Origin of the sequence: Sulfitobacter dubius, from assembly GCF_027214245.1 — a bacterium.
GTDB classification, from domain to species: Bacteria; Pseudomonadota; Alphaproteobacteria; order Rhodobacterales; family Rhodobacteraceae; genus Sulfitobacter; species Sulfitobacter dubius_A.
Window position 1 is genome coordinate 432,144 of record NZ_JAPWHM010000004.1, and the last position, 20,126, is coordinate 452,269.

Genomic DNA, 20,126 nt, shown 5'->3' on the forward strand with positions numbered 1-20,126 from the left:
CCCGGAGGACCTTAGACGTCTTTACCGTGAAGGACGTGTTATTCCTTTTGTTGGCGCTGGTGCTTCGATGGCAGTAACCTGGGAGGTGGCAGGCGAACAGCGACGCGGGCCATCATGGGCGCAGCTTGTTGATCAAGCAGCAATGCAAGTTGGAGCGCAGGAGCCTGCCCTACTCAGAATGCGCGGTTCCGACCTACAAATTCTTGAATATGTTAAGGCTAAGAAGGATGGCATGCAGCCACTGATAAACTGGCTTCATAAGAGTATGGACCCTCCCGAAAGCGCTTTGACATCCTCTCTAATACACCAGGCCCTCTCCAAACTCGAACATTGCAACCTCTTCTATACAACCAATTACGATGATTTCTTGGAGCGGTCTCTTAGGGCTTTCGGAAGCGAGGTGGTAACAGTCTCGTCTGAACACGAACTGAGCCAGTCTCTACATGAGAAAACTCAAGTGGTTAAGTTTCACGGAGATTTTAATCGGCCTGACGCGATGGTTCTAACTGAGTCAGATTACGGTCGTAGGATGAGATTTGAAGACGCTCTGGACTACAAATTAAGATCAGATGTGCTTGGAAAGGTTCTTCTTTTCATCGGGTACAGCTTTAATGATGCAAACGTTGCCTACCTTTTCCGCAGGCTCAATGATGTATTCGGAAAACTTCCACAATCTTTTGTCGGCAAGCGTGCTTACATAGCGTATGTGAACCCCTCCGACTTTGAGCGAAGGCTATTTCATGCAAGGAATATCGAAGTCATATCAATAGATGGAAGAGCTCGCGAAACTGATATTGCTAACTTGTTGCGGGAGATGACTGGCTAGTGGAAAAGATCAAGATCAGATACGCTACGAGAAGTAAATTCAAGCATGAGGAAGTTAAACGTGTCATAGCCTCCGAACTGCTAGTGAACCCTCACGGCGCCGAAGTTTCGGCTGCAGATTATTTCGAGGTCGAGTTCCCGCCGGTCGCAACAGACGAGCCCCTAGAAAGGAACCTCGAAACGATGGTGCGCCACAAAGCGATATCAGCGTACAAAGGCCTTCTGGAGCCATGCATTGTCGAACACGCCGGACTTATTCTTAACCGCTACGCCGAACAAAACTACCCTGGCGGTCTGACCCAACCCATGTGGGACGCCTTGGACGCAAAAGGCTTCCTCAAAAGTGTATCCTGGGCAGGCCCTAACGTTACAGCAAGGGCCGTTGTCGGTTACTGCGATGGGATGAATGTATTTACTTTTGTCGGTGAAACCCAAGGGAAACTCTCAGCCTCGCCACGAGGTGAAAGGGAGTTCTACTGGGACACTGTCTTTATTCCCCTAGACGCACCCGAAGGACTTACTTACGCCGAGATTTCGGCTGGGGAAAATGGGCTGGCGGAGAAGATTAAGTTGTCGCAGTCTAAAAAGGCGATGGTACAATGTTTAGAATTCATGCTGAAGAAAGACCCAATCATGTTTCCAAGGTAGCCTCAGCTTCAGCTTAATCACCGGACGAACCTTTTAAACATTGTCAAAATAAGCTTACCAGGGAACTAAAAGAACAGCTCGGGTCGAGAGCGGATAGGTACCGCCCGCAAAGCCAAAGAGCCACAACGAAAACGTGGAGCCAAGCAAAGTCTCTACACTTTCCATCTTAGCAGGAAACTGACCTTGATAATAATTGCGCTATCAAGGGCGTTATCGTTCCTCATTGATGACCCATCTCGATTTGTCATTTCACAGAATATTCACGCATATGTCCGATAGGTTATACCCCGACGTACAGCATCGATCGCGCGCCCTGCCCTGTCCACAAGCGTTGGTTTACCTCAAAGGACATGTTATTATAAGGACACAACCCTAACGGACGATTCTGTAAATGCAACAAACAATTCTTTACGCCCGAGTATCAACCGCCGATCAAACCGCTGAACATCAACTGTCCCACGCAAAGAACGCGGGATTTAAGATTGACCGCGTCATTACTGATGACGGTGTAAGCGGAGTTGCCATCCCCTTCCGTGACCGGCCTGAAGCTAAGCGGCTGTTCGATATCCTACGCGCTGGCGACGTGCTTGTCGTTCGATGGGTGGACCGACTAGGCCGCAACTATGATGACGTGACAACGACGATACGTGCTTTCATGCGGAAGGGAGTAATTATCCGGACTGTCATCAACAACTTTACATTTGATGGCTCTACTATAGAGCCGGTTCAGAAGGCCGTTAGAGATGCGCTCATCGCCTTCATGGCAGCAACCGCACAGGCTCAGGCAGAAGCTACCAAAGAAGCCCAGAAAGCCGGAATCCTTCATGCGAAAGCGGATCGAACCAAGTATCGAGGGAAGAAGCCAAGCTATAATATGGCCACCTTCAATCGGGTAAAAAACGCGCTGGCGCTAGGCACCTGCACGATAAGTGAGATTGCTCGTGATTGCGGCCTTTCCCGGCAGACTGTCCTCCGGATTAGGGACAACACGGAAAGAGCCCAAGAAGCCCTAGAAAAATGGGGAAGCTAGCTTGGGTTAGTTATTAGAGCTATGCACAAGCAGATTGCGGCACAAGTGACACTAAGCTGACGTCAATTATCTCAATGAGCTTCGCTTGAACCAAAGATCAGGCGAGTAGGTCTGTAAACTTCAATCACGCTGCGCTCTGAGCGGACAGACCTGTCGACTGATCAGCGCAAAGAGCCGGGGCTACTCAGTTCCTCACGTAACCCGCGATTGTACGAGAGGTTGCGCTCTGCTATCGGATGTTCAGCCAGGTATCGACATTTACACAACAAGCGAGCACAATGTATAGCATCAATAAATCAGGGCTTCACGGATCGCACCCGGCACTGAACTTTGCGGAAATTCAGCAAGCAATTTCAAACCGAAAATCCCAGATCGAAGCTTTTTCAGAGTTATATTTCAACCGACAGATTCTTCTTTCTGATGCAGATGCTTACCGGACAGATCAAATAGAAGTACCGGATACAGCCAAGAGCGGTTATTCAGTTAAGAAAACTATACTTTCGCTCGCTAGCCCCAACTCAATCTTAGATAACGCTGGAGAGTTTTCCTATAGTCCAGACCTCGCTCAACCGCGAAGCATTATGAACTCTGGGCTATTCTCCATAGACGGTTCGGTTATGCTGGATAGTAAGGCTTTTGCTTCATCCAGTCCGCCATTCTTTTGTAGATCGAGACGTGCGACGGAGTTTCGCGACAAGATTCACCTTAGAGGTGCGCGTTATACCATTTCGGCGAACCCGACCTATGAGCTTCGTCAAAAACTGGCAACATACCGGGAAGATTATGAAGAGGGGCTCTTGGCCTTAGAGGGCAAACTAGATTACGTTTATCGGTTAGGGATTGCTGACTACGTAAAAAATTCGGTACTCACCATGCTGAACAGCTTTCTTTATGAAGAGAAGATTGGACATTATTATTTGGAGCGGCCCGCTTATCAATCACTACGGCGAGAAAGCCAAATCCTAGCCCAAGCGTCTGTCGAATTATTCTACGGCACGATGGGTCGCATTAAAACTATGACTGAGCGAAGTCACAAGTACTTAATTGAGCATAGTGAGACGTTCAGAAAGCTTCAGGCACATATTCTGCAAGAGTATAAAAACGGCGTGTTCTCTTCGCGCCATATGACACGTCCAGAGGCATCTCACCCTTTGGTGAACGCAGGTGCCGCCCTAGGGAGCGCGTGGTTCAACAAGCCGCCTCAATTGATTGTGGGATTACCCGCAGGCTCGACCGAACTCTCGCTGCTACAATCAACCGCCTATCAACTTGTTCAACGCGCAAACATTCAGGTGCTTTTAGTTCCAGTCTCACTCCATTCGATCAAGCACGACTTCGATGGCAAAAATTTTACTAGCGCAAATTCCATTCAGAGGTTTCTTCGAACCGGGAAGGTCAATTTAAAGGGGAAGCGCGTTCTAATCGTGGACGACAATAGCTCGACGGGTAGAACCATCCAACTAGTTGCAGATTCGCTCCGCGCGGTCGGCGCCCGCCCTATGAAGCACCCCGCTATCGCAGAAGCCGACGTAATCAGAAGTAAATTGGATCGCAACAGTTCAACAAGAACTAAAATTGCTGATCGGTCATGCTATAACTTTGCTGTAAGTGTCCTCCCTGTATCGAAGCGCATCTACCCCAAAGCAGACTTGAGACAACTTTCTGAAAGCAGGAAGATGGTAAAGTGCATTAATGAGCGATATCTGAATCCATCTGCTAACCTACAACGCAAAATTGTAGGGCGAGTTTACATTGATCTGATCAATAACCCTACTGAGAAATTTATCGAGGGACTCGCGCCAAACGAGCAAATTGACTCTTTCAGAAAAACTTTTCTATCAAACTTTCACGAGGTGCCGATCCGGTATCTTGGCAAGGATTATCTGTCTGTTGAGCATGCATATCAGGCTATGAAGTTCACAGAACACGGGCTGGCTAGCGTGACGCAAAATCACCTAGACATTATCAATAAAAACCTTGCACCAAGAGGCGTAGCGGTAACCACCGAGGATTTGCCAAATTTGTTTATTGACCCGGCCTTCAATGCAGGGAGCTCGAAAATAGCGGCAAACCAGCTAAGAATCCTGGGATATGTACGAGCGGACTGGGACGATGTGAAAGCAGACATAATGTGTCAGCTTCTCATTCAAAAGTTTTCGTACTCGGGCCTCTACAAGATGCTCCGTGACACCGGCGACAAATACCTCATCGAGGGTAACGATTGGGGTGACACTTATTGGGGCGTTTGCGGCAAAAGGGGTCGCAACGTCTTAGGCCGCATGCTGATGCAGATTCGAAACCTGGACCGGAAAATTCTAGTTTCCGAAGCTATTGTCGATAAGGAAGAACTTGTGGATGGTAGCGGTAAGTGACTTGTGTAAAATACATTAGACTGAAGCCTTGGCTTTTTGCGCGGGATCAGCTGGAAATTCCGTTTCTCTGAATTTGACGAAATCACTCATACCCAAAGGCTTCCATCATCCGCTGCTCAGCGTACACGAATGCAGCTTCAATCCGACTGCCTGGGGCGTCCGGAAACTTCTCCATGATACGAAGTCTTAGCTCGCTTTTAGTGTTCTCAATTTCGTTGAAGACGAGGTACTGGTAGACGCAGATAGCATAGTACTCGATTTCGGTTTGGTCTTTGGACCAGGGTGCTGATCTTTTCTCTCGAAAGCGTTGGTCTTGCTCTGCGATGCTTTTTGGCATCGGGAAGCAGCGGTTCATCCAAGCCTGGAGCTCTTTCTCATCGACTAAACCCATGCCCCTAAACCTCACTCAAACGCTTGCGGACCGCTTCAGCTGCATCAGATTCCAGAAATATCCACAGAGTATTTCCGCCCCTGTCTCCGCCCATGTCACCCCACCGTTCGCTACGGATAATGTAGTGAAAGAGCGCTCTAAGCTGTCTGATGGTTAGTTGCTCGCCGAATGACGAAGTATCTAGAACCTGACGAAAGACGGTGTGGCCTTCTTCTGCATCCAAGTCATTGCACACGAAACGGCACACATGTCCTGCTGAGAGGAAGAGCTTCCATTCCGTCCAGTCAACAGGCCGCCCACGCGCGTTACGATCCGGATATTTCTCAATTAGACACTGCAGAGCCCAGCGCATAAGCCGAACTTGTTCTGCACTGAGCTTCTCTTCAATACTAGGTGAGCTACATATTGGCTGAATATCCAGGTCCGCCAAAAGGTAAGCACTTTGGTTTGTCACTTCGTTCCTCACTCCATACTGGTTCATTTTAATGGATCGTCATTGAGATTTAAAAGTCTCTGGAAAAGAGATTCTCATTAAGCTTTAAAAAGCACCTTCGGTGTTGCAATGCTTCGCATGCAATTTATTTTAATCGATTTTTAAGGCTCAATAGATATGAGATTATATTTAAAAATTTTATAGAATTCAGAAATTTTTTTTGAATCTTTGGAATTTCTTAAATTCCAAATAATTTCAATGAGGTTTGGACACACTTCACCTTCCGCAAGGTGAGGTGTGTCTCGTCTTCAATGACGTCCCGGTACACACTTGATCAAAGAAACCTGTATCTCAACAGGAAAGGGCGGTTAGCCGGTCTCCTTTTACTCTCCACTTCGTCTAGCGGCAACTTCCGAGTGCTGATCAAGTGGCAAGACGGAAGCTCAGGGGTTGCAGTGTAGCATGGCCCCTATCATTAGCAGGAATTTTTATTCAGCCAGTCTGTATTTGCTGATTAGTTAAAATTTAGCCTGCGACCTACTTAGATTGCTTGGCCAAAAATTTTCGGGTTTTAACTGCACTCTGCCCTAGGTTCTCAATCAAGTTAACCAGTGACTTCTCAGGAACTGCCCTAATATGACCGTCTGAAACACCGAATAGTTTTCAGCCGTTAACTCTATTTAGTCAGACAAATTCCAATTCTTCCCAATTTTCGGAAAAAACTGCCTCGTTTAAAATAAAATTATACAATTGTTGTATAAATGCCACATCACATAAACTCAAGTAAAGTTGGCCCTGAGCTTGCGGTACCGCCTGCCAAAGCCGCCCATCCAACAAAATCGCGCCGCAGATTCGATTCTACCAGCCCCCCACAAAAAATACGCTATTTTCATCAAGCAATGACGGTAGCTACAAAGACAAGCGTTCTGTCATCCTCACCAATTCGATACAAAATTGCCGTTATTCGATACAATATGGCGGATACGGCTTTGGCTACCTCCCCTAAGCCACTGTATAATAGTCATTAAATATGGCATAGAATTATATGCTTGGTTCGATTCCAGGGTCGCCCACCACTTTATCCTTCTACGACGACACTGATTTACGCCACCGCTACGGTCGGGGCGTTGGTTCAATCCTGCGCGCGACGGCAACGTACCCGCCTCACGGGATCAGCACATCCCCCCTCGAAAATGCCTCAAGCTCTATGCTCAGATCGTCGTATACCAATTGAACCCGAACCGTCTGAACAGACCCGAGGTCGAACGTCAGATACGGCAGCGGATCGTCATCCAGAATCGCATTGGGCGAAGGCAGCTCCTCGTGGCAGGGGGGCATCGGCCAGTCCTGCATCGGCGCGTCGTTGACCGCGATCGCCATGGCGGCCAGCCCGCATCGCCAGCTCCACAAATGTGTGGCATAGACGAGGTCCTGCCCGTCATACTCCCGCACCGCGATCCAACTGCCGCGCGTGGCGTTCAGGATCGGCTTAACCTCCGCGGCGGTTGTGAACCGGCCCGTGGGGGTCTGATCTTCGGCAACCAATCCGGGGGGCACGGCCGCCATGTGGAACGCCCGCGGCGGTTCTGCGGGTGCGAGAGGTGCTGCCGGACTGGCCGGTGCTGCGGGGCGCGCCGGGGCCTGCACCGGCATCGGCGCATCCGGTCGGCCAACCCCGTCCAAAGGGGCGGCTGATCCGCCAAGGCTGATCGCGATCACGGCAAAGACAAAATCGAACATTCCGAACCCTCCTGCAGGCCGCTCAATTTGCTGGCTTTTGCCAAGAGACGCCTGCCCCTATACTGGCCAAAAAACATGAGGCCGCACGTAACTATGACACGCAATTCGCGTTCCCCGCAAATTTTCAACGTCGTCATCGTGGGGCAACAGGGCCGGCTGGCATATGAGGCGCTACTCTTTGCCGCTTCCCTGCGCCATTCCTGCCCGCAGTTCCAAGGCCGCCTGCTGATCGCCGAGCCGCAGCCCGGCCCGCTTTGGGACAACGACCCGCGTATCACCGACACCGCGCTGCGTGAGGCGCTGACCGACCTCGGGGCAGAGTTCATCCCCTTCGAGAGCCAGCATTTCGGCAGCGCCTACCCCTATGGCAATAAAATCGAGATGCTCAGCGCCCTGCCCGCGGGTGAACCCTTTGTTTTCTTTGACACAGATACGCTGATCACTGGCGATCTGGCCGCGGTGCCTTTTGATTTCAACCGGCCATCGGCCTCCCTGCGGCGCGAGGGGACATGGCCAGAGCCGCAATTGTACGGGCCGGGCTATACCGGACTGTGGAAATCACTTTACGACAAGTTCGACCTCGACTTTGCAAGTAGCCTCGACCTGAACCAGCCGGACGAATATTGGCGCCGTTATCTCTATTTTAACGCCGGGTTCTTCTACTACCGCTGCCCGAACGAATTTGGCGCGCTGTTTCTGCGCTATGCGCTGGCGGTACGAGACGATCCTCCTGTGGAGCTTTGCGCGCAGAGCTTTGATCCATGGCTCGACCAAATCGTGCTGCCGCTGGTGATCCACGCCCTCGGCGGCGGGCGGGATGCCCTGCCCTCTGGCTTGCTGGATGGCTCGGTGACCTGCCACTACCGGTTTCTGCCGCTGCTCTATGCCCGCGAAAGCGATCATGCGATTGAGGTTTTAGAGACCATCACCGCCCCCAACCGGATGAAAAAGCTGCTGAAAGAACGCGATGCGATCAAGCGGATGGTCTATCAAGGGCGCGGCGCCAAAGTGCGCGCGCTCTTTGATCAAGACAACCTGCCGCGCCGCGAACAGGCGATCCGCAACCGGATCAAATCCAACGGCTTTTGGATGCGCTGACCGATCTGTCCCCCGTTGTCTGGATGGACCTTTGCGCCTAGGCTGCGCGAAATCCATTTTTCTGAGAGGACAGACCGATGGCCGATAGCCCCAATCATCATTTTGACACGTTGCAAATCCACGCCGGTGCCCACCCTGACCCGGCCACCGGCGCGCGGCAAACGCCGATTTACCAAACCACGGCCTATGTCTTTCGCGATGCCGATCACGCGGCGGCGCTCTTTAACCTGCAAGAGGTGGGTTACATCTATTCGCGCCTGACCAACCCCACCAATGCCGTCCTGCAAGAGCGGATTGCCACGCTCGAAGGCGGTGTCGGTGCGGTCTGCTGCTCATCGGGTCACGCAGCGCAGATCATGGCGCTGTTCCCGCTGATGGGACCGGGCAAGAATATCGTCGCCTCTACCCGTCTTTATGGCGGCACGGTCACGCAGTTCAGCCATACGATCAAACGCTTCGGCTGGTCCTGCAAATTCGTCGACTTCGACGATCCGCAGGCCGTGGCCGATGCCATTGACGATGACACCCGCGCGGTTTTTGGCGAAGCCATCGCCAACCCCGGCGGCTATATCATGGATGTACGTGCCATCGCCGATGTGGCCGATGCGGCGGGCATTCCGCTGATCATCGACAACACCAGCGCCACGCCCTACCTCTGCCGCCCGATTGAGCATGGAGCCACACTGGTCGTCCATTCCACAACAAAATACCTCACCGGCAATGGCACCGTCATGGGCGGCTGCGTGGTGGATTCGGGCAAATTCGACTGGTCCGCGAATGACAAATTCCCCTCGCTCAGCCAGCCTGAGGAAGCCTATCACGGGATGAAATTCCACGAGACCTTCGGCGCGATGGCCTTCACCTTCCACGGCATCGCCATCGGGCTGCGCGATCTGGGGATGACGATGAACCCACAGGCGGCGCATTACACGCTGATGGGGATCGAAACCCTGTCACTGCGGATGGACCGCCATGTGCAGAACGCGGTGGAGGTGGCCGAATGGCTCGAACAGGACGACCGCGTTGATTACGTCACCTACGCCGGGCTGAAGTCATCGCCCTATCACGAGCGGATGCAAAAGGTCTGCCCCAAAGGCGCGGGCGGGCTTTTCACCTTTGCGGTCAAAGGCGGTTATGACGCCTGCGTGAAACTGGTCAACAGCCTTGAAATCTTTAGCCATGTGGCGAACTTGGGCGATACGCGCTCGCTGATCATCCACTCGGCATCGACCACCCACCGACAGCTGACGCAAGAGCAGCAAGAAGCGGCAGGGGCCGGGCCGGGCGTGGTGCGTATCTCAATCGGGACCGAAGACGCCGACGATCTGATCGCCGATCTGGATCAGGCGCTGACCAAAGCGACCAGCTAAACCTTCGCCCCCGCCGATCACCTCGGCGGGGGATTTTCCATCCAAGGCGGCTTACTGCCCCGGCGCAATCGCGAAGGTCATAGAGACCTCGGCCTGCAGCTCGACCTCGCCTTCGGCCACGGCGCTGTCCATCGCCATGCCCATGCGGGCGGCCTCGAACATCTTGGGCTGGGAATGCGAATTCTCGGTCATGCGGATCAGCGTGCCCAGCTTCACCCCCGCGGCATCGGCGAGTTGCCGGGCGCGTTCGGTGGCGTCGGCAACCGCGGCTTTGCGCGCTTCGGCCAGCGCGTCTTTCGGGTCTTGAAGACCAAATTCCAAACCGTTGAAATCATTTGCACCTTCGTCGATCACCGCATCCATCATTGCGCCAAGACGGTCCAGATCGCGGACCTTTACGGTCACCGAATTGCCCGCCTCATAGCCGGTGATGCGCGGCGGCGCGCCATTTTCGACGGGGCGGCGGTCATGCACGGGGCGCAGGTAGAAGCGGCTGGTCTGACGGTCCTTCGCCGCGATGCCCTGCGCGTCAAGCTGGGTCAGGATCGCAGAGACCGCTTCGGTCACCTTGTCCATCGCGGCTTTGGCGGTTTCGGCCTCTTCGGTCACGCCCAGCGTGATCGTCGCCATGTCGGGCGCGGCGGCGATGCTGCCTTGGCCGGTGACGATAATCCCCTCTTCCGGCCCCTGCTGAGCCGAGACCATGCCAGCCCCCGCCATCCAGGCCAGCGCCACCCAATTCATCAGTCGCATGTTCGCTCCTTTCCGTGCATCAATGCGCCGCCATTTGCCCATCGCGGGCCCCCGCTGACAAGCACCTGCGCGGTACGCACCCTTCCCTTGGGCGAACTCCTGCTCTATCCTTCGCGAAGACTGCGGCGCGTCTGTAAGTGCGCCCGACCCCATGCTAAAGTCGACCCCGATGAAGCCGAATTTTACCCTCTCCCTGTCGTTCGACGGCATTCGTTTGCTCCACCGCACATCAGGCGGCTGGCAGCTTGTTGGTGAAGTGGCACTCGACAGTGCCGATCTGGCGGCAGAACTGGCGGTCTTGCGCAAAACCGCGACAGCGTTGGAGCCGGGCGGGCTGCGCAGCCTGCTGCTGATCCCGGATGCGCAGATCAAATACCTTGCCATCGACACCGCCGGAATGGACACCGCCGCCCGCCGTGCCGCAGCGGCTGAGGCGCTTGAGGGGGCAACGCCCTATCCGGTGGCTGATCTGGTGTTTGACGTCCACGCCGATGGAACGCAAAGCCATGTGGCCGCCGTGGCCCGCGAAACCTTGGAAGAGGCCGAAGCCTTTGCGGTGGAGCACCGTTTCCACCCGGTCAGCTTTGCCGCCGCCCCTGCCGCCGAGGCCTTTGTCGGCGTGCCGCATTTCGGCATGACCCAAGCCGCATCGGCGCTTTTGGACCCCGGCGAAACCGTGACCCCCGAAGCGGAGCCCATCGTGATGTCCGGCGTGATGAGCGCGCCTGCGGGGCCGATCGTGGACACGGATGAGACGACGCCCGTGGCCGAAACGCCCGTGGCTGACATACCCGTAGCGGAACCTGATCTCCCCGCTACGCCCGAAGAGACACCGCCGCCGGCAGAAGAAAACCTCACCCCAGAGGAATCGCCGGAAACACCCCCGGCGGCGTTGGAGCCGACCCCCAAAGAGACGCCCCCGCCCCTTGAGGAAGACCTGCCCGCGCTGAACGCGGCAGGGGTCCCTGCGACAGAGGAAACAGAAGCGTCAGCCCCCGCAGTAGAGGCTGAACTGGCCCCCACGCCAAAAGAAACGCCACCGCCCCTGAAAGAGGACCTGCCCGCGCTGGATACCCCTGCGCCCGCCGCAGAACCGTCTGAGACGGCCCCGCAATCGACGCCCCCCGCGAGCGGCAGCGTTGCGGCCTCCGCCGCGCCCCTGGCCGCAGCAGCCGCAGCACAGGCCGAGCCGCCCGCCGCCCCGCGGTCAGAGCCTTCGCGCAAGGTCGATTTCTCTGCCCCGCCGTCGCGCAGCGCCCCTGTTGCGGGTTTCGCAAGCCGCCGTGGCGGGAATGAGAGTGCGCCCAGCCTTGGTGGTGCGAGCCGCGCGACACCGCCGCCTCCGCCCGCAGCGAAACCGGAACCATCGCCAGCACCCGCGCCCAGCACTGCGTCGCTGCCCGTCGGCGCGCCTTCGCCCGCCGCGGCCCCGTTGGCGCCGCAGATGCCCGTCGAACCGGCAGCCACCGCCGCCGCGACAGTGGCCGCAGCTCCCCAACCCGACAGCAGCTCCCTGACGCCCGAGGCGCGCTCCTCCGGTGGGGCTTTCCTTAGCCGTCGCAAGCCCAAGGCATCGAAAGACCGCCGGTCGGCTCCGGCTGCCGCGGCCACCGCCACCCCCGCCTCAGAAGCCGATCGAATGACCGTTTTCGGCGCCCGCCGCCGCAACGAAGTCGGCGGCAAGCCTCGTTTCCTTGGCCTGATCCTGACAGCGGCGCTCTTGGTTTTCCTTGCAGGTGTCGCCGCTTGGGCCTCGATCTTCCTTGACGACGGCAGCGCCCTCTCGCGGCTCTTTGGCGATCGCAGCCCGCGCAGTACCGCCGAAGCCTTGGCACCTGCGGAGACGCCCAGCATCGACGAAGAAATCGCCGTGCTGCCCCCAGAACCGGCTGAGCCGGACGCGATTGAGACCGCCGCTTTGGACGCCGGTCTGACCGATGAAGACGGTGCCGTGCTCGACGCTCTGCGCGATCCCGAGCCTCGCCCCCTGACCGAGATGACCGAGGCCGAGATCGACGCCAAATATGCCACCACCGGCATCTGGGCCCGCGCACCGGACGTGCCCCCGGCCCCGGCTGCGGCGATTGATATCGACGACCTTTATCTCACCAGCATCGACCCGATCAGCAGCACGACAGATGCCGTGGCCCTGCCCTCGGTCGATGCCTTTGGCACCGATACGGCCCCCGGCGCGGTCAGCTCTCCCGTAGCGGCAGGTACGCAGTTTGCGCTGGACGCCCGCGGTCTGGTCAAACCCTCGGCGCAAGGGGCGCTCAGCCCCGATGGGCATCTGGTCTACCTTGGCCGCCCCTCTGCCGAGCCGCCCGCCACACTGACCCGGCCCGAGGCCGAGCCGGTGGCCCCGGAGGTCGATAACGCCTTGGCAGAGGCCCGGCCCCGCGACCGGCCCGATGATCTGGAAGAAACCACCGAACGCGCCCAGCTTGATGGGCTGACGCGCTCCGAACTGGCGGGCCTGCGCCCGCAGTTGCGGCCAAAATCGGTGCAGGAAGAGGCAGAAGAAGCGCTTGTCGCTGCCGCCCCGCCCGAAGTGACCGTTGATCCGATTGACACCAGTGGCGCCGTGGCCGCCGCGCTTGCCACACCTCCGGCGATCCAGAACGCCACGAAACAGGCCACCACCCAGTCACGCCGCCCCGATACGCGGCCCCGCAATTTTGACCGGATCGTGAAACGCGCCGCCCGCGATGCGGCCCCCGCGCAGGTCGCCAGCGTCGCCCCCAAAGCGGTGCAGCCGCGCTTTCCGTCCAAAACCTCGGTCGCGAAACAGGCCACGGTGAAGAATGCGATCAACCTGCGGGACGTCAATCTGATCGGGGTCTACGGCAAACCATCGAACCGCCGCGCCTTGGTCCGGCTCAGCAATGGGCGCTATCAAAAGGTTGAGGTGGGTGACCGTATCGATGGGGGCCGCGTCTCAGCGATTGGCGACAGCGAGTTGCGCTATGTCCGCCGGGGCCGCAATGTCGTGCTGAAGATGCCGAACTAACGCCGGTTCGACTGCCCGCACCGCGCGCAAAAAGGGGCGCCGAAGCGCCCCCTCACCCCTCCCCGGATGTGCATTTCTTACGAGGTCTCAAGCTCGCCGTTGTCGATCTGCTCTTGCTCGATCGATTCAAACAGCGCTTTGAAGTTGCCTTCGCCGAACCCGTCATCACCCTTGCGCTCGATAAACTCAAAGAAGATCGGGCCGATGACCGTTTTCGAGAAAATCTGCAACAGGATGCGCGTCTCGCCTCCGTCGACCACACCTTCGCCGTCGATCAAAATGCCGTGTTTCTGCATCCGGTCCAGCGGCTCTTCATGGCCGGTCACGCGGTCCTTGCTCATTTTATAGTAGGTCTCGGGCGGGCCGGGCATGAATTTCAGCCCGTTGTCGGCAATCGCGTCCGTGGCGTCATAGATATCGCGCGCGCCCACGGCGATATGCTGGATGCCTTCGCCGTTGTATTTCTTCAGATAGGCCACGATCTGCCCGGTCTCGCCGCGGTCTTCGTTGATCGGGATGCGAATGCGGCCACAGGGCGAGGTCAGCGCGCGGCTGGTGAGACCGGTGAACTTGCCTTCGATGTCGAAAAACCGGATCTCGCGGAAGTTGAACAGGTCGCCGTAGAACTTGAACCAGACGTCCATATTGCCTTTGTGGACATTGTGCGTGAGGTGATCGAGGTAGTAGAACCCCACCCCCTCGGGTTTGGAGGTCGCGATCCAGTCGTATTCCCAATTGTAGGGCGAGGTGTCGTAATACTGATCAACGAAATAGATAAGCGAGCCGCCGATCCCCATGATTGCAGGCACGTCCAGCACCTTTCCATCGCCTTTGTATTCCTCGGCCCCCTTGGCGACTGCATGTTCCAACGCCTTTTGCGCATCGACCACACGCCAACCCATCGAGGGGGCGCAGGGGCCGTGCTCTTCGACGAAACGCGCGGCAAAGCCTTCGGGGTCGTGGTTCAGCACATAGGTGATGTCACCCTGCTGCCAAAGCTCAATCTTTTTCGTCTTGTGATTGGCGACATGGGCATAGCCCATCTTGGTAAAGACATCGCGCAGCGCCTGCGGGTCGGGGCTGGCAAATTCGACAAACTCGAAACCATCGGTGCCAGCGGGGTTCTCTGCCGTGATCTGCGATTTCGGGGCGTCATGTGGGAAAGGGCCCATGTCAGTCTCCTCTGCTTTTGGGATTTAGCCCATGATACGATGCCGGCTCTGCGGTGTTTGCGCGTTTAGCAGCATGGTTCTGGTCATTTTCGCGCGACCAGCGCATATTGGGGCGGAACAATGCGGGAAATACGCATCATGTTGGATGAAACAGATCGGCGGCTGCTGACGGCGCTGCAAAAGAACGCCCACCTCACGGCGCAGGAACTGGGCTTAGAGCTCAACCTATCCTCCAGCCAAGCCGGGCGCAGGCGGCAGCGGTTGGAGGCGGAGGGCTATATTCGCGGCTATCATGCGCGGCTTGATCCGGTGCGGATGGGGCTCAATGTGCAGGGCTTTGTGCAGGTGCATCTGGGCACCCACGGGCCAGAGCATTCGGCCAGCTTTGCGCGGCTTATGGCCACCCGTCCCGAGATTGTGAGCGTTTGGACGATGACGGGGGATGCGGACTATCTCCTGAGGGTCTATTGTGACGATCTGCCAAGCCTTAACAGGCTCATTCACGATGTTCTTCTGCCGCATCAGGCCGTTAGCCGGGTGCATAGTCAGATCGTCATGGACCAACTGAAACAGGACGGGCCGCTGCCCACCTGACATTGAGAGAGGACCGCAATGGAAGGTTTCCTGTTCCAAGCCTCCGTCTATCTGGCCGCCGCCGTGATCGCCGTGCCGATTGCCGCCCGATTGGGGCTTGGGTCGGTGCTGGGCTACCTCGCGGCGGGCATTCTGATCGGCCCGGTGCTGGGCCTCGTCGGGTCCGAGACGAAGGACGTGCAGCATTTCGCGGAATTCGGCGTGGTGATGATGCTGTTTCTCATTGGGTTGGAACTGGAGCCCCGCGCGCTGTGGGACATGCGGCATCGGCTTTTGGGCTTGGGCGGGTTGCAGGTGCTGCTGTCGACGGCGGCGTTGATGGCCATCGCCATGGCCTATGACCAGCCGTGGCGTGTGGCGCTGGCGATTGGTCTGACGCTCGCGCTCTCTTCCACGGCGATCGTATTGCAGACCCTGTCGGAAAAGGGATTGATGCGGACGCAGGGGGGCAGATCCGTCTTCTCGGTGCTGTTGACCCAAGATATCGCGGTGATCCCCATCCTCGCCTTCCTGCCGCTGCTGGCCACGGGGCTTGCAGGGGGGATCCTGCCCAACGGGGCGATTTCACTTGATCCCCAAGAGGTCGAGAACGCGCATCTGAGCGCGGAGGCCAGCCACGGCAATGACGCCGCCCATGCCGCCCAGACCTTTGTCCAAAGCCTGCCCGGCTGGGGCGTGACGCTGGTGACCATTGGGGCCGTCGCGGCAATCATCCTCGTCGGCATCTACCTGACCCGGCCCGTGTTTCGCTATATCCACCTTGCCAAACTGCGCGAGATGTACACGGCGCTGGCGTTGCTGATCGTGGTGGGGATTTCTTCGCTGATGACGGTGGTTGGGCTCTCGCCCGCGCTTGGTGCCTTCCTCGCCGGTGTGGTCTTGGCCAGCAGCGAGTTCCGCCACGAGCTAGAGACCGACCTTGAACCCTTCAAAGGGCTGCTCTTGGGGCTGTTTTTCATCACCGTCGGCGCGGGCATCAACTTTGTCCTGCTGTTCGAAAAACCGCTGATCCTGATCTGCATGGCGCTTTTGGTCATCATCGTCAAAGCGCTGATCCTCATGGTGCTGGGCCGCCTGTTCCGTCTGAAAGGACGCGATGGCTGGCTGTTTACGCTGGCACTCGCGCAGGCCGGGGAGTTTGGCTTTGTGCTGGTCAGCTTCTCCCTCGCGACCGGTGTTATGCCCGACCCGATTGGCGAGACGCTCTTGCTGGTGGTGGCGCTGACCATGCTAATCACGCCACTGCTGTTTATCCTGCACGACCTGATCAGCCGACGCCTTGACGACAGCGCCCCCGTCATCGCCGACGAGATCGACAGCAGCGGTCCGGTGATCATCGCGGGCGTGGGGCGCTTTGGGCAGATGGTGAACCGGATGGTGCAGGCCAGCGGCTTTCAAACCGTCGTGCTGGACCACAACCCCGAGACCATCGCAGTCATGCGGCGCTTTGGCTTCAAAGGGTTTTTGGGTGATCCGACGCGGCCCGACATTCTGCGCAAGGCGGGTTTGCAAGAGGCCAGCGTGCTGGTGGTGGCGCTTGATGACCCAAAATCGGCGGTCTCTCTGATCTCTTACGCGCGCAAGGAGAACCCGAATCTGCATATCGTCAGCCGTGCGCGCGACCGCGAAGAGGTCTATCGCCACTATCAGGCCGGGTCGAATGACATCGTGCGCGAGATGTTCGACAGCTCCCTCAGAGCCGGGCGCTATGTATTGGAAAACATGGGGCTATCGGACTTCGAGGCAAATGAGGCACAAAAGCTATTCTACGCCCATGACCGGGACTCGGTTCGCGAATTAGCAGCCCTATGGCGGCCAGATGTGCCCCCTTCGCAGAACGCTGCCTATGTCGCCCGGGCGAAAGAATTGCAGAAAGACTTGGAAACAGCCTTTCTCAATCTAGGCGAGAACAAAGGCAGGGAAAGCGCCTGAACCGGGCAGCAAGCCCCCTTCCCGGGGGGCTGCCGGGCACCGCGCTATGCGTCGCTCACGCCCGCTTCGGCAAAGGTGGCCATGCCCGCATGACAGGCAAGGGCGGTCTTGAGAATGCCGATCGCCAAGCCCGCGCCAGAGCCTTCGCCGAGCCGCAGGTTCAACTCCAGCAGCGGCTCCTTGTCCATCGCGCCCAGCAGACGCCGGTGGCCGCTTTCGGCGCTGAGGTGGCCCGCAACGCAGTGATCCAGCGCGCCCGGCGTGGTGCGCGCGAGGCCAAGCGCGGCGGCGCAGCAGATGAAACCATCTAGGATCACCGGGATGCGCAGCTGCCGCGCCCGTGCCATGGCCCCGGCCATCGCGGCCAGTTCGCGGCCACCTAGGCGGCGCAGGCTCTCCAACCCGTCGCCCTTGTCCGCGTGCAGGGCGACGCCCTCGGCCACGACGTCGGTTTTCAGCGACAGGCCCGCATCATCCACCCCAGTGCCCCGCCCGGTCCAGAATTCGGCCCCGCCGCCCAAGATCGCGCTGGCAAGGGCGGCGGCAGAGGTGGTGTTGGCGATGCCCATTTCGCCCACGACCAAAAGATCGGCCTCAGAGTTCACCGCCTCCCAACCGGCGCACAGCGCTTCGAGGAATTCATCCTCGTCCATCGCTGGCTCAACGGTGAAATCCTTGGTCGGCCTGTCCAATGACAGCGGGACCACATCAAGGCTCGCCCCATTCACCCGCGCGATTTGGTTGATCGCCGCCCCGCCGTGCTGAAAGTTCGCCACCATCTGCGCGGTCACCTCTGCCGGAAAGGCCGAGACACCCCGCGCGGCAACCCCGTGGTTGCCCGCAAAAACGATGATCTGCGGCGCTGTAATCTCAGCCCGTGCGCCGCCGCGCCAACCTCGGTACCAAATCGCCAGATCCTCCAACCGGCCAAGCGCACCGGGAGGTTTGGTGAGGATGCTATCATGGGCGCGCGCCTCTTCCATCGCGGCGCTGTCGCAAGCGGGCATGGCGCGCAGAAGACTGCGAAATTCGGAAAGACTGGCGAAAGACGTGTTCATATGCGGCCCTTTGCGGATTGATATCCAACCGTTTCTAGCCTTAGCCTGTCGGCGCTGAAAGTGCCGAAGGGGCGAAATAATGGCCATTCCCGACATCACCGCCCTCAGGCAGGCCTTTCCCGCCCGCGATATCGCGGTGGCCTTCGCCTTGCTGACCCGCCTGCCCCTGCCGCATTTCCACTTCCCGACCGAGCCGCACCGCCCCCCGGCCCGCAGTGCTTGGGCCTATCCGCTGGTAGGCATTGTGCTGGCGCTGGTCGCGGGGGCCGTGGGGCTGGCGTTAACGCGGATGGGGGCAACCCCGCCGCTGACGGCAGCTTTCGTGCTGCTTGCGTTGGTGATGCTCAGCGGGGCGATGCATGAAGACGGTCTCGCCGATTGCGCCGATGGCTTCTGGGGCGCATGGACGGCAGAGAAACGGCTGCGCATCATGAAAGACAGTGTGATCGGGACCTACGGCGTGGTGGCGCTGGTGCTGTCGCTGTTGCTGCGCTGGTATCTGATCAGCGAATTGATCACGGATGAGGCGCTGATCTGGGCGTTGGTCATCGCCTCCTGCGGGTCACGCGCGGCAATGGTCTGGGTAATGGACAGCCTGCCGACGGTACGCCGCGATGGGCTGTCAAACCGCACCGGCCGGCCCGGCGAATTGGCGACGGCGGTGGCAGTGCTGATCGGGGTGGTGGTGATCGTGGTCGCGCCGGACTATTCAGCATGGCGCTTGGCGCTGTTGGGGCTGCTCGGGGCGCTGGTGGTGCGGCAGATCGCCAAACGCAAGATTGGTGGGCAGACCGGCGATGTGCTGGGCGCGACCCAACAGGTGACAGAGATCGCCCTGCTAACCGGCTGTCAGATGATGGCCTATGGCTGGCAGGCCATCCCCTAACGAAAAAACCGCGCCCCTAGGGGACGCGGCATCTTCTTAACCTGCGAAGCCCTTAGGCGGCGACGCGGCTTTCCAGCACATCGCCCACCTGTTTCGCGGCGGCAAGTTCATCGCCCCCCGAAACAGCGGCCACTTCGCGTGTCAGACGCTCAAGTGCGGCTTCGTAAAGCTGACGCTCGGAATAGCTCTGCTCGCGCTGGTCGTCGGTGCGGTGCAGGTCGCGCACAACCTCGGCAATGGCAATCAGATCGCCGGAGTTGATCTTTTGCTCATACTCCTGCGCGCGGCGGGACCACATGGCGCGTTTGACTTTGGCCTTGCCCTTAAGTGTCTTCATCGCGTGGTTGATCACATCGGGCGTCGACAGGGCGCGCATGCCAATTTCGGTTGCCTTATGGGTCGGCACCCGCAGGGTCATCTTGTCTTTTTCAAAGGAAATTACGAAGAGCTCCAGCGCGATGCCGGCAACTTCCTGCTCCTCGATCGAGACGATCTGCCCCACGCCATGCGCAGGGTAGACGACGAATTCATTGGGGCGGAAATCAAGCTTTTTCGATTTGGTCATATAGGTCGCTCCTTGGCGCGCGGGGGAAACCCCGCCATTACTTCATATACCTGAACAACACGTCAAAACGCATACGAAGCACCGCCAGAGCGGCTTGCGTTCGGGTGCGTCTGATCTAGAAATGTGAGGTCAACCTTGGCAGCAGGGTCGAAACATTATCAGGCTCGTGTGTTACAGCTTGAAGACATCATACCACAGAATCACGCCTTCCGAAAGCTACACCAAGTCACGCTCGGCGGTTTCCCGGTC

The 20,126-nt window shown here is 57.9% G+C and carries 16 protein-coding genes; 10 read left to right on the forward strand and 6 right to left on the reverse strand.

Features of this window, described 5'->3' with window-relative positions:
• Nucleotides 1-67 precede the first annotated feature (67 nt).
• The 4 genes from O4H31_RS12170 to O4H31_RS12185 all read left to right on the forward strand — a co-directional run bounded on the left by O4H31_RS12170 (nucleotide 68) and on the right by O4H31_RS12185 (nucleotide 4,875).
• On the forward strand, nucleotides 68-826 hold the full coding sequence (locus tag O4H31_RS12170; protein WP_269346110.1) for an SIR2 family protein: 759 nt from the start codon (nucleotides 68-70) through the stop codon (nucleotides 824-826).
• Nucleotides 826-1,473, forward strand: coding sequence for a non-canonical purine NTP pyrophosphatase (locus tag O4H31_RS12175; protein WP_269346112.1), 648 nt, complete (start codon nucleotides 826-828; stop codon nucleotides 1,471-1,473). The genes O4H31_RS12170 and O4H31_RS12175 overlap by 1 nt, the downstream gene beginning before the upstream one ends.
• A 391-nt stretch (nucleotides 1,474-1,864) precedes the next feature.
• Nucleotides 1,865-2,503, forward strand: coding sequence for a recombinase family protein (locus tag O4H31_RS12180; RefSeq protein ID WP_269346114.1), 639 nt, complete (start codon nucleotides 1,865-1,867; stop codon nucleotides 2,501-2,503).
• 278 nt (nucleotides 2,504-2,781) lie between these two features.
• Nucleotides 2,782-4,875, forward strand: a complete 2,094-nt coding sequence (locus tag O4H31_RS12185; protein ID WP_269346116.1) for an NADAR domain-containing protein — start codon at nucleotides 2,782-2,784, stop codon at nucleotides 4,873-4,875.
• Nucleotides 4,876-4,957: 82 nt separating this feature from the next.
• On the opposite strand, the gene O4H31_RS12190 is transcribed toward O4H31_RS12185, so the two are convergent.
• Both O4H31_RS12190 and O4H31_RS12195 read right to left on the reverse strand, forming a co-directional pair.
• Nucleotides 4,958-5,266 (reverse strand): hypothetical protein, encoded by a 309-nt coding sequence (locus O4H31_RS12190; protein ID WP_269346118.1) that lies wholly within the window; start codon nucleotides 5,264-5,266, stop codon nucleotides 4,958-4,960.
• Nucleotides 5,267-6,863: 1,597 nt separating this feature from the next.
• Nucleotides 6,864-7,439: a hypothetical protein gene (locus O4H31_RS12195; RefSeq protein WP_269346121.1), complete on the reverse strand. Its 576-nt coding sequence runs from the start codon at nucleotides 7,437-7,439 to the stop codon at nucleotides 6,864-6,866.
• A gap of 93 nt (nucleotides 7,440-7,532) precedes the next feature.
• Here O4H31_RS12195 and O4H31_RS12200 point away from each other — a divergent pair, with 93 nt between their 5' ends.
• Both O4H31_RS12200 and O4H31_RS12205 read left to right on the forward strand, forming a co-directional pair.
• A complete protein-coding gene (locus tag O4H31_RS12200) occupies nucleotides 7,533-8,537 on the forward strand; it encodes a hypothetical protein (protein WP_269346123.1) in 1,005 nt (334 codons plus the stop codon).
• 77 nt (nucleotides 8,538-8,614) lie between these two features.
• Nucleotides 8,615-9,907, forward strand: a complete 1,293-nt coding sequence (locus tag O4H31_RS12205) for an O-acetylhomoserine aminocarboxypropyltransferase/cysteine synthase family protein (protein ID WP_269346125.1) — start codon at nucleotides 8,615-8,617, stop codon at nucleotides 9,905-9,907.
• Between the two features lie 51 nt (nucleotides 9,908-9,958).
• On the opposite strand, the gene O4H31_RS12210 is transcribed toward O4H31_RS12205, so the two are convergent.
• A complete protein-coding gene (locus O4H31_RS12210) occupies nucleotides 9,959-10,660 on the reverse strand; it encodes an SIMPL domain-containing protein (RefSeq protein ID WP_269346127.1) in 702 nt (233 codons plus the stop codon).
• 169 nt (nucleotides 10,661-10,829) lie between these two features.
• On the opposite strand from O4H31_RS12210, the gene O4H31_RS12215 reads away from it, so the two are divergent.
• Complete coding sequence (locus O4H31_RS12215) at nucleotides 10,830-13,670, forward strand: hypothetical protein (protein ID WP_269346130.1); 2,841 nt, start codon at nucleotides 10,830-10,832, stop codon at nucleotides 13,668-13,670.
• 77 nt (nucleotides 13,671-13,747) lie between these two features.
• Here the strand turns inward: O4H31_RS12215 and hppD are convergent, their stop codons facing one another.
• Nucleotides 13,748-14,842, reverse strand: coding sequence for a 4-hydroxyphenylpyruvate dioxygenase (hppD, locus tag O4H31_RS12220; RefSeq protein WP_269346133.1), 1,095 nt, complete (start codon nucleotides 14,840-14,842; stop codon nucleotides 13,748-13,750).
• Nucleotides 14,843-14,980: 138 nt separating this feature from the next.
• Between hppD and O4H31_RS12225 the strand changes: the two genes are divergently transcribed.
• Together O4H31_RS12225 and O4H31_RS12230 are read left to right on the forward strand one after the other, a co-directional pair.
• Complete coding sequence (locus tag O4H31_RS12225) at nucleotides 14,981-15,436, forward strand: Lrp/AsnC family transcriptional regulator (protein WP_269346135.1); 456 nt, start codon at nucleotides 14,981-14,983, stop codon at nucleotides 15,434-15,436.
• Between the two features lie 18 nt (nucleotides 15,437-15,454).
• Nucleotides 15,455-17,368, forward strand: a complete 1,914-nt coding sequence (locus O4H31_RS12230) for a monovalent cation:proton antiporter-2 (CPA2) family protein (RefSeq protein WP_269346136.1) — start codon at nucleotides 15,455-15,457, stop codon at nucleotides 17,366-17,368.
• A 44-nt stretch (nucleotides 17,369-17,412) separates the two neighbouring features.
• Here O4H31_RS12230 and cobT read toward each other — a convergent pair whose 3' ends face one another.
• On the reverse strand, nucleotides 17,413-18,426 hold the full coding sequence (gene cobT, locus O4H31_RS12235) for a nicotinate-nucleotide--dimethylbenzimidazole phosphoribosyltransferase (protein ID WP_269346137.1): 1,014 nt from the start codon (nucleotides 18,424-18,426) through the stop codon (nucleotides 17,413-17,415).
• A 79-nt stretch (nucleotides 18,427-18,505) separates the two neighbouring features.
• Here cobT and cobS point away from each other — a divergent pair, with 79 nt between their 5' ends.
• Nucleotides 18,506-19,312 carry an adenosylcobinamide-GDP ribazoletransferase gene (gene cobS / locus O4H31_RS12240; RefSeq protein ID WP_269346139.1) on the forward strand — a complete coding sequence of 269 codons (807 nt, stop codon included), beginning with the start codon at nucleotides 18,506-18,508 and terminating at the stop codon, nucleotides 19,310-19,312.
• 52 nt (nucleotides 19,313-19,364) lie between these two features.
• Here cobS and O4H31_RS12245 read toward each other — a convergent pair whose 3' ends face one another.
• A complete protein-coding gene (locus O4H31_RS12245) occupies nucleotides 19,365-19,877 on the reverse strand; it encodes a CarD family transcriptional regulator (RefSeq protein WP_007120274.1) in 513 nt (170 codons plus the stop codon).
• Between the last annotated feature and the right edge of the window lie 249 nt (nucleotides 19,878-20,126).